19 protein-coding genes are annotated in these 15245 nt (G+C 37.5%); 3 read left to right on the top strand and 16 right to left on the bottom strand.

The window, feature by feature from the left end; genetic code table 11:
• Nucleotides 1–140: 140 nt before the first annotated feature.
• The 13 genes from ACI3ES_RS03970 to ACI3ES_RS03910 all read right to left on the bottom strand — a co-directional run bounded on the left by ACI3ES_RS03970 (nt 141) and on the right by ACI3ES_RS03910 (nt 8850).
• Nucleotides 141–407, bottom strand: a complete 267-nt coding sequence (locus ACI3ES_RS03970; RefSeq protein WP_004915218.1) for a hypothetical protein — start codon at nt 405–407, stop codon at nt 141–143.
• A 53-nt stretch (nt 408–460) separates the two neighbouring features.
• Nucleotides 461–1663, bottom strand: a complete 1203-nt coding sequence (gene coaBC, locus ACI3ES_RS03965; protein WP_317211245.1) for a bifunctional phosphopantothenoylcysteine decarboxylase/phosphopantothenate--cysteine ligase CoaBC — start codon at nt 1661–1663, stop codon at nt 461–463.
• A gap of 50 nt (nt 1664–1713) precedes the next feature.
• On the bottom strand, nt 1714–2331 hold the full coding sequence (locus tag ACI3ES_RS03960; RefSeq protein ID WP_114666613.1) for an SdpI family protein: 618 nt from the start codon (nt 2329–2331) through the stop codon (nt 1714–1716).
• Entirely contained in the window at nt 2321–2587 is a 267-nt protein-coding gene (locus ACI3ES_RS03955) for an autorepressor SdpR family transcription factor (RefSeq protein ID WP_114666612.1), read from the bottom strand. Before ACI3ES_RS03955 ends, ACI3ES_RS03960 begins: the two co-directional genes overlap by 11 nt.
• 108 nt (nt 2588–2695) lie before the next feature.
• Nucleotides 2696–3190 carry an LURP-one-related/scramblase family protein gene (locus tag ACI3ES_RS03950; protein ID WP_004915210.1) on the bottom strand — a complete coding sequence of 165 codons (495 nt, stop codon included), beginning with the start codon at nt 3188–3190 and terminating at the stop codon, nt 2696–2698.
• Nucleotides 3187–4002: an SPFH domain-containing protein gene (locus tag ACI3ES_RS03945; RefSeq protein ID WP_010277549.1), complete on the bottom strand. Its 816-nt coding sequence runs from the start codon at nt 4000–4002 to the stop codon at nt 3187–3189. The genes ACI3ES_RS03950 and ACI3ES_RS03945 overlap by 4 nt, the downstream gene beginning before the upstream one ends.
• A gap of 105 nt (nt 4003–4107) precedes the next feature.
• Entirely contained in the window at nt 4108–4461 is a 354-nt protein-coding gene (locus ACI3ES_RS03940) for a toxin-antitoxin system HicB family antitoxin (protein WP_080519032.1), read from the bottom strand.
• Nucleotides 4462–4682: 221 nt separating this feature from the next.
• A complete protein-coding gene (locus ACI3ES_RS03935) occupies nt 4683–4913 on the bottom strand; it encodes a CsbD family protein (protein ID WP_114666610.1) in 231 nt (76 codons plus the stop codon).
• Between the two features lie 516 nt (nt 4914–5429).
• On the bottom strand, nt 5430–5750 hold the full coding sequence (locus ACI3ES_RS03930) for an NAD(P)H-binding protein (RefSeq protein WP_114666609.1): 321 nt from the start codon (nt 5748–5750) through the stop codon (nt 5430–5432).
• 63 nt (nt 5751–5813) lie between these two features.
• On the bottom strand, nt 5814–6047 hold the full coding sequence (locus tag ACI3ES_RS03925; RefSeq protein ID WP_114666608.1) for a hypothetical protein: 234 nt from the start codon (nt 6045–6047) through the stop codon (nt 5814–5816).
• A 117-nt stretch (nt 6048–6164) separates the two neighbouring features.
• Nucleotides 6165–6824 carry a tRNA (guanosine(46)-N7)-methyltransferase TrmB gene (trmB, locus tag ACI3ES_RS03920; protein ID WP_114666607.1) on the bottom strand — a complete coding sequence of 220 codons (660 nt, stop codon included), beginning with the start codon at nt 6822–6824 and terminating at the stop codon, nt 6165–6167.
• 12 nt (nt 6825–6836) lie between these two features.
• Entirely contained in the window at nt 6837–8120 is a 1284-nt protein-coding gene (locus ACI3ES_RS03915) for an ABC transporter permease (RefSeq protein ID WP_114666606.1), read from the bottom strand.
• Entirely contained in the window at nt 8110–8850 is a 741-nt protein-coding gene (locus ACI3ES_RS03910; protein WP_114666605.1) for an ABC transporter ATP-binding protein, read from the bottom strand. The genes ACI3ES_RS03915 and ACI3ES_RS03910 overlap by 11 nt, the downstream gene beginning before the upstream one ends.
• Before the next feature lie 72 nt (nt 8851–8922).
• Between ACI3ES_RS03910 and ACI3ES_RS03905 the strand changes: the two genes are divergently transcribed.
• From ACI3ES_RS03905 to ACI3ES_RS03895, 3 genes are read left to right on the top strand one after another with little or no spacing between them, the layout of a single operon-like run.
• Nucleotides 8923–9345, top strand: coding sequence for an HIT family protein (locus ACI3ES_RS03905; protein ID WP_114666604.1), 423 nt, complete (start codon nt 8923–8925; stop codon nt 9343–9345).
• 29 nt (nt 9346–9374) lie between these two features.
• The gene (locus tag ACI3ES_RS03900) at nt 9375–9617 is read left to right on the top strand and encodes a hypothetical protein (protein ID WP_114666603.1); all 243 of its coding nucleotides are present in this window, start codon (nt 9375–9377) and stop codon (nt 9615–9617) included.
• A 55-nt stretch (nt 9618–9672) separates the two neighbouring features.
• Entirely contained in the window at nt 9673–10668 is a 996-nt protein-coding gene (locus ACI3ES_RS03895; protein WP_260363007.1) for a peptidylprolyl isomerase, read from the top strand.
• 47 nt (nt 10669–10715) lie between these two features.
• Here ACI3ES_RS03895 and ACI3ES_RS03890 read toward each other — a convergent pair whose 3' ends face one another.
• Genes ACI3ES_RS03890 through ACI3ES_RS03880 form a run of 3 tightly spaced genes read right to left on the bottom strand, consistent with a single transcriptional unit; the run spans nt 10716 to nt 15231 of the window.
• Nucleotides 10716–11678 carry a 3'-5' exoribonuclease YhaM family protein gene (locus tag ACI3ES_RS03890; RefSeq protein ID WP_114666601.1) on the bottom strand — a complete coding sequence of 321 codons (963 nt, stop codon included), beginning with the start codon at nt 11676–11678 and terminating at the stop codon, nt 10716–10718.
• A 24-nt stretch (nt 11679–11702) separates the two neighbouring features.
• The gene (locus ACI3ES_RS03885) at nt 11703–14066 is read right to left on the bottom strand and encodes an AAA family ATPase (RefSeq protein WP_407632026.1); all 2364 of its coding nucleotides are present in this window, start codon (nt 14064–14066) and stop codon (nt 11703–11705) included.
• Nucleotides 14056–15231, bottom strand: coding sequence for an exonuclease SbcCD subunit D (locus tag ACI3ES_RS03880; RefSeq protein WP_407632025.1), 1176 nt, complete (start codon nt 15229–15231; stop codon nt 14056–14058). The genes ACI3ES_RS03885 and ACI3ES_RS03880 overlap by 11 nt, the downstream gene beginning before the upstream one ends.
• Nucleotides 15232–15245 lie beyond the last annotated feature (14 nt).

Raw genomic sequence — 15245 nt, 5'->3', positions numbered from 1 at the left:
ATTATACCGTATTCACAGCATTATTTCGCCGAAAAATTAAAAAACCATTTCTAGTCATATACAAGAAATGGAAATTCAATCACAATTGCCTAATGTTTGATAAGCTAGCAAAAACACAAGACACTCGTCACGGCAGCGCTTTAAGCCTCTTCTTCAGCTTTCTTTTCTGGTGCTGGTGCGTGTTTAATTACTTCGACTTCATCCATGCGCACAACAGCGCGGTGGTTCATCTCGTTAACAGTTGGTTGATCAACAGGATCATTTTCAGTGATTTCAACTAATAATGCGTTATCATAAATCTTTTCAACTTGACCGGTAAATGGTTTTTCCAAATTCCCATAAGCTGGTGCCAGTAAGACATCCCCAATATTAAAACCAGAAGTATTTTCTGCAACTTCTTCTACCATATTGACCTCCATAAAACGTTATTTAACAGTTTATTTTAGCACACCCAGCGTTATTATGCGAATGTTTGTCCGATCCGATTCATGATTAAACGGGCAATTTCAATTTTTGGTAATAGCATTGTCGTTTCAGGTTTTTGGTTTGGGACCAATATTGTAACGGCGTTGTCATCTGAATTAAATCCAACATCACTACGACTCACATCATTTGCAATGAGCATATCTGCTTGTTTGGTCTTTAATTTTTTTTGCGCATAGGCCATCAAATTATTCGTTTCCGCAGCAAAACCTACTACGAATTGATTACTTGATTTTGAATGACCAATTTCTGACAAAATATCAACATTTTGAACTAACGATAAATTCAGCCCCTCTGATCCCTCTTTTTTGATTTTTTGGCTCGCTTCATTAACAGGTCGATAATCAGAAACCGCGGCTGCACTAATGAAAATATCGGCGGTTACAAACGAGGATTGCACTTGTTGATACATTTCTGCAGCTGAGTTGACATAAACTACGTCCACGCCATATATTTGTGGGGCTTTTTGAGTTGAAATTAAAGTGACTTTTGCCCCAGATTCAACCGCCGCTTGCGCCAAAGCAAAGCCCATTTTACCACTGGATCGATTAGTAATATAGCGCACAGGGTCAATTGATTCTTTGGTGCCACCGGCCGTAATAATGACCTTTTTATTTAGCAATTTTGCCTCGCGAGCTCGTAATCGAATCGCTGTTTGTGAGAGTATTTCAATAGGTTCTGGCAATCGTCCCTTCGCTTCATAGCCTTCTGCTAGGAAACCGATCTCTGGTGAAATAACCAGCCAACCATCTTGTTCAAGCACTTGTATATTGCGCTGAACAGCGGGATTATTTAACATCACATCGTTCATAGCTGGTGCAATGATTTTATCGGCATGAGACGCCATAATCGTAGCGGTAACAGCATCATCAGCAATGCCATTAGCAATTTTGCCAATCAAATTTGCCGTCGCGGGCACAACAAAAATCTGATCCGCCCATTGTGCCCATTCAATGTGCAATACTGTTGCATCTTGTTGAGCAAACAAATTTGTTAAAACGACATTTTGTGACAAAACAGCTAGCGTTTTAGCGGTGATAAACTCTTGTGCAGAGTTGGTCATTGCTACACGCACATGTGCACCAAACTTAATCAACTCGCGAACTAAAACAGCTGATTTATAGGCAGCCACGCTACCTGAGACCACCACTAATATGTTTTTTTGATTATAATCATTCATGCCCTACATTATATCATGAATGAACATCTTCTCTCCAACTATCAATCTTATTAACGATGAGCCAACCAACTAGCATAAACAGCTGGCACTAAGATAGTTATCACCATTGCCACAATCAACCCAATTACAGCAATCATATTGCCAATTATCCCCGTGATAAGAAGTATAAAACCAGCAAACACCATTGTAAACCCGCCTAATCGGTTCGTTTTCTGCCAGTTTTCACTATTATGTAACGTTTCTGGCAAACGAATTCCGACCATGTAATTTGGCGTCGTTTTAGGCAAGTAATTACCCAAAACAATAAACAAAAGACCAATTACTGGTAAAATGACAGAACCTATATTGATGTGATAATTTAGCGCGTGCATAAAAGTCACAATTTGAACGACGTTTAAAAGTAACGGCAAACTCCAGATAAGGACAGTGAATACCTTTTGATTATCAATACCTTTATTCTTCATTGACCTAATAATAACGTAATTCACAGTAATTATTAGCACCGGTAATCCAATAACAGCAATTAGCTTTGGCGCATACTGATCTGGCTGTCCATCGATGCCAAAATGGATTGGTAATTGTTGCGGTAAATATTGCCATAGCAAGCCACCATAGACAATGGGCAATAAACTAATTAAATTTGGCAGCAATACCCTGCTATTTTTCATTTGTAAATCCTTTCAGCCAAAGTGTGGCTTCTTCAAATACCGATAAATTCAATTCATAATAAATATAATTTTTGTACTTTTGTTCCCGAATCAAGTCCGCATGTTTCAGCAAAGATAAATGTGCTGAAATTGTTGCCTGACTCAATTCAAAATGTTGTGCTATATCACCTGCTGGCTTGGCACCAGTTTTAAGCATCATTAAGATTTCTCGCCGAACTGGATTAGATAAAGCTTTCATCGTTTCCTGTAATGCCATATCAGCTCCTAATATTGTTTTAACCTATTATATCATCTATTTAGAAATTTAACGAAATAGATTTCAAAATTAAAAACGTGTTACCACGATTTTAATTAGTTAGTTTTACTAGCTGCTGGCGGAGCTCCTCCGCTCTTGCGCTTTCACATAATCAATTGCAACAACCAAAGCAATCACAAGTGTTTCATACTGTTCATCTTCAATACTGATGTCATATGTGCTCGACATGGCCAACCACCGTTGATCAACTCGTCCAATTTCAAATCCATCTTTTTCAATAGCAAAATTCATGTCCCAAAAATTACCCGTCACAGTAATACCCAATCCATCAATATCATATTTGGGCTTCAAAATACTAAAGCGCTTCGCAATTTCTATGCTTTCAGGAAAACCATTGATTTCAAGAGAAAATTTGGGTAATAGCTGCCAAACACGATGTGTTAACCGCGCAATGATTTGATTTTGTTTGTCATAAATTTCAAAATACTTTGGGATTCGCCAAAAACTACCGGCCACAGTGTACTCAATCTGATCATGCTCATTCATGATTGAAAATTCACCTTTAAGTGAAAATAGTTTTTGTTGCATCAGTAAGTGTTTCATTTTAGCCCTTTGCCTAATAACTTGCCAGCAACTGGTAATTTACCAAGAGAATCAATTTCTTTGCCATCAACAACGACTAGGTTAGCTGATGATTGTGCCAAGGTTGAAAAGGCATTGATTGATTGGTTTTGGAAATACTTGTCATCGGCGCCAGCCAAACCAGCTTGCACTGTATCAATTCGATATCTTTCGGCTTCAGCACGCGTTTTGGTCGCATCAGCTTCAGCTTTCGCTGTTGCCATCAAAGCATCGTTCTTGGCTTTTGTTGTCAATTCTATTGAACGTGCCTCACCTTCAGCTTTTGCAATTGTAGCTACACGCTCACGATCAGCAGTCAGTTGCTTATCCATAGCCTCTTGAATCGAAACTGATGGCCGTAGTTCATCAATGTTGATACGATCAACATTAATACCGTAAGTATTAGTTAAATCACCGATTGCATCGGCCAGCTGTACATTGATTTTGGTAGTTGACCCCAGCGCTTCGTTTAATTCCATACGACCGATGATATCACGCAGGTGACCTCGAACCAATTGTGCCATTGATTCAACTGAATCAGTGTTTTCATACATGTATTTGACCGCATTAGTAACGTGGTAGTTCAACGTCACACTCGCCTTAATATCAGCATTATCAGCCGTAATAACCGAATAATCTGGCAAACGTAATGGTCGCATTGCTAAGCTCACATTGCGAATTGTTTGCAAAAATGGAATGTAAAAATGCAAACCAGCTTCTTTACGAGACTTGTATTTCCCCAATGTTTCGACTAATCCTGCATTGTTTTGCGGTACGATTCTAAAAAATAACATTTTGTTTCTCCCTATCTACTCTCTTGGCTGTCGTGCGTTGTGTTAAAAAGCACACTGCACCGTCAACCCCCATTTTAACGTTGTTCACATGAACATTGGCAACAACTAGTGAAGCTCAGCAACTAATTCGCGTAAGGTCAAAATATTGCCATTAGCCTCTAAAATAACGTAATTTGCATCATATTTAGCCGCCGAAGCATTATCTATCAAATAACGGTAATAAATGCCTGAAACTTTAACCAACCGATTGTCCAAATCAAAGTCATGCCCTGAAATCACGTGTCCCACGAACTGCCGATCTTCAAAAGATTTAGGTTTAACACCATCTTCTAAAATCTTCGTCAAATAATTATTTAGTGATCGACCTTCTAGTTTCGCTTTTTCAGCCAAAACCTGATGTAACTCTGGATCAATACGCAATGGAATATTTCCTGATTTAGTTGTTTTCTCTTTTGCCATATCTTTATGATATCACATTTAAATCAAAACAGCCAGCATCAGTGAATAAAGTCACAAAATTAGTCTTAATTTTCGTTAAATGTTGGTCTTAGATAATAGTGTCACATCACCCCTGCTAACTTTGTTATCAGGGGTTTGTCTATGCTTTAAAATAGGCGTATTTTCATGTTAAATTTTATTTTTAAAAGTAAAAAAAAAAACGACCATAAGTCGTTTTTGAATCATTTCTTTTTAAGATTATCAATACCGTCTTTTACTGCGTCAACGGCCTCTTCAGTTTTGTCCTTAACAGCATCTGCTGCATCAGCAAACTTATCTTTAGCCTTACCAAAGAGGTTCTGTGCTTTTCCTTCTGCTTCGCGAGCTTTGTCACCGGTAACCTTGCCTTCAACTTCTTTTGCTTTACCAGCAACCTTGTCCTTAGCATTATCAAACTTTTCTTCAACTGACATAAAATGATCTCCTTGAGGTTTATTTGATGTTACAAGTTCATTCTACCGTACATGTCCTAAATTGTAAACGATTTCAACTTGGAAAAATTACTTTCATTATATTAAGATGAGGATTAACAATTTTCAAATCGCACAAAAAATGGTTCGTTGTAATCACTTACAACGAACCTATCATGCCTTCTTTCAGGGAGAAATTGACATTTTTAACCAGCAGTGCAGATTATGATACAGGACGATAGAATAATACTGCTGGTTGGCTACAATGTCTGCTAACACATTGCTCTTTCATTTTAGCAAGTCTTTGTATACAACAGGTCAATATTTGGTTTTAAATTTGCAAAGAAGACATAGAAAAACCTAACAGGGAAGATAATGGACGTTAAAAAACCTGTTAGGCTGGCAATGCTTGGTAACATTACTTTTTTAGTATATATCACAGTATCATATAATGCTTAAAATATGTTAGGTTTCCTACTATGCTTTTGGTTTACCCGAACGATTAAAAATGTAAGTCAATCACAGTGCGGACAGCGTAGTATTGTTGCGTGTCGCCTGACGAATCAAATTAGGATCATTGGCATTCCTGCCACCAAGCGGACTTGCAACGTGATACAGCACGTCAATTGTACGCAAAGCATCTGTCAGCACTACGTCATCTGGGTCATTCAAGCTTGATAACACATAAGACAGTCTGTGATCTGAATCAAACTCCTTCATAAGCCTCTGACCTTTTTCATCAGATCTAACAGTGGCAATCACATGATCCCCTTGTGCCAAAAGCTTTTGGATAATATGCCCTGCAACAAAACCGTTGCCACCGGTTACAAGTGTTTTCATACTTCAATCTACTTTCTTTTGTCCATTTTAAAAAACATTACTTCTATTTCAGTATGTCTTAAATTAAAGCGAGTATTTAGCTAAATTAGTACTCACTTCATCTAAATCGTTTTCTTTGATATCAAACATCACTATACCGGTTTCATTGACCAGATAATTAGCAAACGTTTGTTCAAATTCAGTCAGTAGTTGTGGCCCAAGATATTGCCCAAGCACTGCATATGATATGTTACCGTCATCTGTTGCTAACGTATAATATTTGTCACTTTTATGATTTTTTTGAATGAACATTAACATTTTAAAAATTCCCTTTAATTAAATTCATAACTAGCTTACAAAGGCTTTTATTATTGAATAACAGTCTAGCATACACGCCTAAATTAGACGTTGCTTGTTGTTGGAAAAGCCCGTGCTCTAAAAGTGAGCCTTTATTTTATAAATTGGTTGTCCCTTTGCCATGAACTTTTGTTCATACTCGGTTTCAACATTTCCCATTACTTTATCAGGGTCAGCGTGCAAATCAAGTGTGTAATCTTCTGCAGACCAACGCATACCATAGGTCATAAAACTAACTAATGAATACTCAAATAAATGACGATTATCTGTTTTGAATTCAACCTCACCCTGATCTGGTAAAACAGCTTCATACGATTGTAAAAATGAGCGATACGTCAAACGTCGTGCCTCATGTCGCTTTTTTGGCCATGGATCAGAAAAATTCAAATAAATTTTATCGATTTCTGACTTTTCAAAGTAAGTTTCGACACCATTGCCGTTACCGTAAATATAACGTAAATTTGGTAATTTACCGACTTGATCAAAGCTCTTTCGAGCAGCAATTGCAATCGCAGTCTCCTGTATCTCCATACCAATATAATTAATCTCTGGGTGTGCCAAAGCCATCCCTAAGATAAATTGACCTTTTCCAGAACCAATTTCCACATGAATTGGTTGATTTTGGTCAAACAATTTTTGCCATTGACCAATTTGATCTGTCGCTCTATCTTGATCAATCACAATGTCTGAGTGATTAGTTAGCCAATCGCTGGCCCACGGTTTTGCACGTAAATGCATATTTTTTCTCCATTATTTTTTTATTTTGTGGCTATTTTTTGGAATATAAAATTTGAACATGATAAATTCCACTAGCAACATAGTCGCTAAAATCACTGCCATTTCTTTCAATGGTCGAATGAATATCACAATCATAACCAGAATCAAAATAACTGGTACGGCAACAATTATTTGCACGCTAGCAAATGATTTTAACCTTTCTGTTTTTGAAACGGGCATCAACCTTGTCCACAGGTTTTGATGCGTATCATCATACAGTGGTAACATTTGAAATGTCATTAAGTACAATATTGCAGCAGCAATAGTCGTAATCAACCACAACGGCGCTGATTTTAGTGCAATAATTAGCACAACGCCGACCAATAATAATCGCACAATTAAAGGTAGTATTTCAGTATCTCTCGCTAATCGTATCAAATACAGCCGAAACATGCTTGACTGCCCTTTAATCAATCGCTTTAACAAGAAATCCAAATAACGGCGTCGTTTAATCGTTTTTGGCTGATGTGGTACTTCAGCAAATAACGCAAAAAAGTGCAACGTCCGCTGCTGTTGTATCTGGGCTTGGGCCGTAGCCCGCAACCAATCAATTGCGAATAATTCTGATTTGACTTCAGTTACCGCAAAATATCGCACCACCATTCCTGCCAGCAACAACCAAATAATTACCATGACATTCGATTGATCTGTTGACAAACCAATGATAAACGCTAACAAGGTTCCGGGTACTAAAAACCTGAACAAGATTTTTTCAGCAATGGCATCCGGCTCAAAAATAGCGATTGTCAACCGACGAGATTTCAAAAAAAGTTTATCCCGCTCATACATCAATAACAACATCTTGTAACTAATCACAAAGATAATCAAAAAAAATAGTCGCGACCAATTATCAACATCCATTCGCCACAATATAGGCGCAATCACAGCGATAAATATTATTTGCCAAACAGACGCATAGCATATACTCAAACGCATAGCCGAAGCCAAATAGGATTTAATGATATCACGATCGTTCGCAAATAAATAGAGCCGATCGGCAGGTTTAAAATAAGTGACAAGACTACCAAATTGCAAACCCACTAACAACCATAAAATACTGATTGCTTGCCACCAAATTGAATGCCAATAGGTCACAGATTGATGTGCTGTCAGCAGATTACGATACCCCAATATACCAGCACCCAAGGCTATCATCAAAAAAAGAATAAAATGATCATTAAACAGCAAACGTAGATATCTAAAATTTATTTTCTGCGCACGCCGTAATCGTTCCTGAAACAAACTATCAACTTTCATCGGCTAGCTCCCGCTGGACAAGGTCAAAAAAATCATCCAACTGATCCAACTGCAACTGATTTTCCTCAGCCAAAGCTTGTGGTGTCCCTATGAATCGTGACTTACCATCATGCAATACTACAAATTGGTCGACAAATTCGGCGGCCGAAGCTAATAAATGAGTCGTCATCAAAACACTGTTTCCTTTATTAGCTTGCTCATGAATCAATCTAACGACATCTTTTTGTGCAACCGTGTCTAATCCTAAAAAGGGTTCATCAATAATAATTAGCGGTGCATCTAGCATAAAGGCCGATATCAGCATGACTTTCTGCCGCATCCCTTTTGAAAAATGGATTGGCAACCAGTGTAGCTTATCATCTAACCGGAATTGTTTCAATAACGTTTCCGCACGTTGCCAAGCAACCTCATCATCAATATTATGAGCAGCCAGCATTAAATGTAAATGTTCACCTAATGTCAATTCATCATACAAGATAGGCTGTTCCGGAATATAAGCAATTTGTGATTTAAAACCGGTCGGATTTTGAACCAAATTAATCCCATTCAACTCAATTGTGCCCATTTGTGGTTGAAGTTCACCAATAATATGGTTGATTGTCGTCGATTTACCAGCGCCATTCAAACCAATTAATGCCACAATGCTGCCATTAGGCACATCAAAGGTGACATTTTTTAAAACGTTATTACCGGCATAACCACCAGACAGATTGTTAATTTTAAGTCCCATAGCTTCTATTATAACAGGCACCAGTCAATATTTGATATAATAAAGTCAGTAAATTGAAATGGAGCAAGATAAATGGATATTTTTGATAAAATTATTGCAGGTGAAATCCCAAGTTACACAGTTTATGAAGATGAAGACGTTTTAGCCTTTCTTGACATTTCTCAAGTGACACCCGGTCATACATTACTTGTGCCAAAAGCTGATGTGGCTGATATTTTTGATTACACAGATGACATTGCCAAAAAAGTATTGCTAAAATTGCCAGTTGTTGCTGCCGCAGTAAAAGCAAGCAACCCTGACATTACGGGCATCAATATTCAGTCTAATAACGGTGTTTCTGCTGGCCAAACCGTCCGCCATTCTCACTGGCACATCATTCCAAGATTTGATGATGATAATCTCAACAGCAAACTAGCGCCAACGATTGACAATAGTTCAGCATTTTCACCTGAACGCTATCAAAAAATTGCTGATAGCATTGCTGCCCAATTCTAGAAACACGGAAACAAATCACGGAGGTCAATATGAAGCTGTTTAGTCAATTAAAGTCGTTAATAGCTGATTTCAAAGAGATTTCAGCTTTATTGAAACAACTCCAGCAACAGCAAGCAATTTTAACTGAGCAATTGAAGCATGTTCAAACTATTGGTGAGGAAATTCAAACCGATATTGACAAAATGAATTTCAAAAATCAGCCACATCTTGATCGCATCGCCAAAAGTCAACAAAACATAGACCATGAGTTGTCTAAATATAAAGCGCGATAGTTCATTTTATGGTAAAATATTCAGTATTGTATTTAGAAAAGGAAAATAATCACTCATGAGAAAGTTTATTTGGGGATTGCTCGTTGTCATTTTCGTCGGCGGGCTTATCTTCCTAGGGTTTAATTCATCCAAAACATTGGTTACAACTAATGTTGGCAAAATCACACAAAAAGAATTCTACAATGACTTTAAAAAGTCATCAGCTGGTCAGCAAGAATTTGCCAATATGGTAATCAACAAAGTGCTTGCTGCAAACTATGGCAAAAAAGTTTCAAAAAGCGATGTTCAAACCGCTTATGATACTCAAAAAGCACAGTACGGCTCATCATTTAAGACAGTTTTAGCATCAAATAATTTGACACAAGATCAATTTAAAACAAATGTGAAAAATAATTTAATTATGAACGCCGCTATCAAAGCTAACTATAAGGTTACCCAAAAGCAGTTGAAAAAAGCTTATGCTAGTTATCATCAAAATACAACCATTTCGATGATTACCGCTAAAGATGAATCTTCTGCTAAAGAAGCCATTGCAGCCTTAAAAAAGGGTGACAAATGGGCAACCGTCTATAAAAAATACTCAACAGATACCACATATGCCTCATCAAATGGTCAATTACCAGCATTTGATTCAACAAGCTCAACAGTTGACTCTTCCGTTCAAACGGCTGCGTTCAAATTATCAAAAGTTGGTGACTATTCAACAGAACCTGTGACAGGTAGTTCTAGTGGCTATTATGTGATTCAATTAGACAAAACAACTACGAAGCCTGCAATGAGCAAAGTTCGTAGTAAGTTGTCAAATAAAATTGTCAGTGACTTCATTAGTGATTCAAGTAACACGACAGAAATTCAAGCCATTATTGGTAAAATTTTGCGTAAAAACGATGTCAATGTGAAAGACACTGATTTGAAAAATGCATTGAGCAGTTACCTCACAGCCGGCATTTCTTCAAGTTCTTCAAGTTCTTCAAGTTCTTCAAGTTCTTCAAGTTCTTCAAGTTCTTCAAGTTCTTCAAGTTCTTCAAGTTCTTCAAGTTCTTCAAAGTAAACATAAAAAAAGCGATTCCAACGGGATCGCTTTTTTTATGTTTACTGTCACAAAGTTGTTTCATCACGGTTTTCAGGTTTGTAAAACTTACGATTATCTAAACCAAAGACTCTATCTGAGAAGGAACCATCAGCTGTTTTTTCCAATACTCCGCTCATCATCTGAATACCCGCATCAAGTTCATCCAATTGATGCAACACTTCAGCTTCCATGACAACTGGTCTCACTGGAGATCCATATTCTAAAATACCATGATGTGATAACACCACATGCCGTAGTAATATCAAGTCCTCATCTTGTAAATCGAACTTCAGTTCTCGTGCTGCCAAAACAATTTGTTCATCAATTAACGTAATATGACCAATCAAATTTCCTGACAAAGTATATTGTGTCGCAACTGGCCCAGACAGTTCAATCGTTTTTCCTAAATCATGTAACAATGCACCGGCAATCAACAACTCCTGATTTAATTGTGGATACTGTCCTGCGACACCTTTAGCTAATTTTGCAATAGATAATGAGTGAAATGCCAAACCGCCAGCAAATGCATGATGATTTGATTTGGCAGCTGGATAGCGTAAAAATGCATCATGATATTGTGTAAATAAGCGACGTACTAAACGATTCCAAGTTGGATTAACAATCAAAAGAATATAATCGTTTAGGGCATCGTTCATATCTGCTTCTTTAATTGGCGCATGCACCATAAAATCAGACGGATTTTCTGGCTCTCCGGATTCAGTTAAACGAACGTTTGTAATCTGAACTTGTGGCTGATCGTGATATGATCCTCGTACACCCTGCAATTTAACAATTTTTCCAGGGACAAAGCGAGTTATCTGTTCCTCAGTAGCGTCCCATAAATTTCCTGGTAAGTCACCAGACCTATCAGAAAACACTAATCCAATGTATGTTTTCCCATTTTTTGTCAAACGTACATCCGCACTTTTAATCAGCGCAAAACTATCCACATGCTCCGAATCCTGATAATTTGCTAATAATTTAGTCATATTCTATCCTCACAGCTTTATCTATTACAATTTTATCATATTTGGAAAATCGTTGGTTTCTACACTAGTTGTCAAATAAATAATTTGTTGTTTGTCTGACAATTGGGCTAACATATCAAGCATAACAGCACGTCTCTGTGGATCAAAGTTGACAAATCCATCATCAATTACCATAGGAAAATTAATCACATCAGCAATAACGCGAGCCAATGCAAGACGCATCGCAACGTAAAGTTGTTCCTGAGTACCAGTAGATAACAACATCACGTTAAATGACTCATGGCGCGCAGTAGTTACAATAATTTCGTCTTTTTCAAAATTAATGTGTTGGTAACGCCTTACGGTTAATTGACTAAAGTACTCTGTCGCAAATTTCATCATCTTAGGAAAACGATTTTGTGAAGCAGCGTGTAAAGCACTGTAAATCCAACGATTTGCTAATTTTTGCGCCAAATATTCACTAAATTGAGTGATGAGTTCAGTTTTTTGGTCTGCAACCTTTTGTTGCATTACCATGAAATCATCATTACTAACGCGTTGCATCTGTTGTGCCTGAATGCGCGCCAATTTTGCCTGTTCTTCCGCAAAATGCTGCTTTATTTGGGCAAGATTATTATGCTCGTTTTCCAGATTTTTTGAAAGTGCTTGCGCATCCTCAAACGCTGACAATTTTTTTTGGTCTTGAGCAGGTATTTGTTGAATCATTGCTTGATACCGATGATCGTTAACCATTTGCTCGTGATAAGCAATATCCAAATTTTGCAAATCAGTCATTTTTTCAACATCATATTTCTGAAAAATCACTTTTAAATCAAGCTTTTTTTGATTTAAAGATATACTTGACGCTTCAATCATATTATCCAGTTGTGATTTCTGTTGTTGCCTGAGAACATTTTCATTCTGCTTTAGTAAATCACGATTTTGAATCGTTTGCGCCAGTTGATCCACTGAGTCATGAATCGCCTGTGATACTAACGCCACATTTAGATCTCTGGCTAAGGATTGTAGTGCTTTATTAATGTGAACAGTTTGCAACTCAATTTTTTGATTAATGGCTGTCAAAGAATTGTCAAGCTTAAGGTAATGTTCAATACTAGGCTGAACAGCACGTATCTGTGTCTCATTTAAAGGATAATACTGCTTTTTAATATCACTAATCACATTATTATTTTTCACTACAAATCTAATAATAAAACTCAAAATTACAATTGCGACCATAAACCATAGCCAAATGGGTGTTACCACCAAATACACTGCAATGGCTAACAAAATTGCCCCACTAACCATTCCAATAAATCGGACTTTGTAGTTTGACAAACGTTGATCATCATCGGCTGTCAGTAATTTTGGCACCTTATTGGTTGCAAACTGTGCTTGAATTGCTTTTTGTTGCGCCAATAATTCATCATGCTGTCGCTGATCATTCACTAGTTGGCTGGCCATCATTTTTATAGTCATCAACCGTTTATTACTGTCTTCAATTTCACTTGCAGATTCGGGTTGTACACTCAGATCTTGCTCTTGACGACGAATGTTGCTTGCCAAGAGATCAATTTCAACTTGCAATTGCTCCGCGTGCTGTAAATCTGACTCTGAGACTGAACGAACCTGCTTTCTCTCAATTTGTTGCGCTTCATAAAACAGTCGGTATTGCCGTTGCAATTGCGTTAGCTGATTAATATTTTCTTGGGATTTATCTAATTCTTTTTCTAACATGGCAACTGATTGTGTCAACTCTGAAACAGTCTGTTGGTCATCTAAAAAAATTTTCAACTGTTCTGATTGCTTTGCCAATTCGGTCTCACTAACTTCGTATGAATGGACCGCTTGATTAAGTGATCTTCTCCCTGTGGCACGTGACGCAAATAATTTATCTGCTTGCTTATCAAATTCAGTTGCTGTCTCAAACCATTGTGTACTGCCAACTGCGCCGAGATTTAATAATAGTTTTTGTAAATCTGGTGCAGAAATTTGTTTCATTTGTATCAAATCCTGCTCGCTAAAGTTAAAAATATCATCAAAAGATTGCCTTGTTAAAGGCAATAATTCATTGCTTAGCCATTCATCTGGATTTGTGATTTCATGTTGGTCTGCAAGACGGGTAATTGTCAAAGTACTTTGTGTTCGATCAAAGCGTGCAATGCGAAAATCACCATTAGCAGTCTCAACCACCAAATCACCACCATATCGACTGCCATCTTGGGGATCATAAACATTTTTTGATTGTTTTTTACTTGGAAAACCAAATAAAATACCAACAATAAATGCGCGTAAGGTTGATTTACCGGACTCATTCTGACCAACAATTATCTGCAATTGACTGTTAAAATCAAATGCCACCTGAGACCATTTACCAAAACCACTAATATGAACTTGTTTAATCTTCATGTAAGTGTCGCCTTTCGCTAATTAATTCCGTCATCCGTTGACGCAACAAATGTTTACCGGCTGATGTCATAAAATAATCACGCACAAAAAAAGGCACTTGATTTGGTAAATAATCATTCACTTCAAATGAAGACATCAATTGCGTCAATGAGTTTTCCCAAAATTGCTGATCAATCACGTCGTTAATTTGTGCTGATTGATAATCCATAATCAGATTTAAACGAACAGTCCACACGTTTGAAGCCATATTGGCACGCAAGCCTTCCAGTGTTAAGCCGTGTGTAATACGAGAAATAAATTCAGGGTCACTTGTCTGAGAGATATCGATGGTCCAAAACCCAACTTCATCATCAGACAATGTTTTGGCACGCTGAATCAAATCCAGTTCATCTGCAACGTGATCAAAAGTCACTTCATGCCAAACAACTGGTGCCACAGCAACAAATGTAGGTACCAAACGACCAGTATCATCACTAACTAAATAGTAACCTTTTGGCCCAGTTTCTGTGAGATTCAACCCCTGCAAATTTCCTGAATAACCAACAAAGGGCCGCTGATTCAGTGTTTGTCGCTTATGAATATGGCCCAGTGCCCAGTAGTCATAGTTTTTAGATAGTAAATCGCCAACAGAAAACGGTGCATAAGATGACCCCTCCGTACCAACAGACCCATGATACATACCAATTTGATAATCAAATTGTCGATTCTTTTGAGGAAAATCATCAATAATACGAGTTGCTTGTTGCTGAGTCTGATAACTAAATCCAGTAATTGCGACACGTTTACCACTTTTTATCGTTAACGATTGCGTCACAACCTGCTGAGGTAAAACAACAACATTAACTGGCCAAGGCAAATGTTGTCGTCGATCTGCTTCAAAATCATGATTACCAAAACTCAAATAAACCGGTATTTTTGCCTCCAGTAACCGATTAAATTGTTGGTTCACAATACTTTGAATTTGGGCGCTATTTTCAGCAGCGTTGTACAAATCGCCTGGAAACAATACAAAATCTACTGATTCACTAATTGCAGCATCAATTAACTTTATGAAAGCAGTGATAGTTGCCTTATGAACCGTTTCTTTTAACATTTCGGGCAACTGCCCGTCCAACCCCGAAAATGGGTTACCCAAATGTATATCCCCTGCATGAATAAATTTCATTGTCACTCCTAAGC

The sequence above is a fragment of the Leuconostoc falkenbergense genome (assembly GCF_045801155.1).
Lineage (GTDB): Bacteria > Bacillota > Bacilli > Lactobacillales > Lactobacillaceae > Leuconostoc > Leuconostoc falkenbergense.
This window is presented reverse-complemented; position numbering and strand designations above follow the sequence as displayed.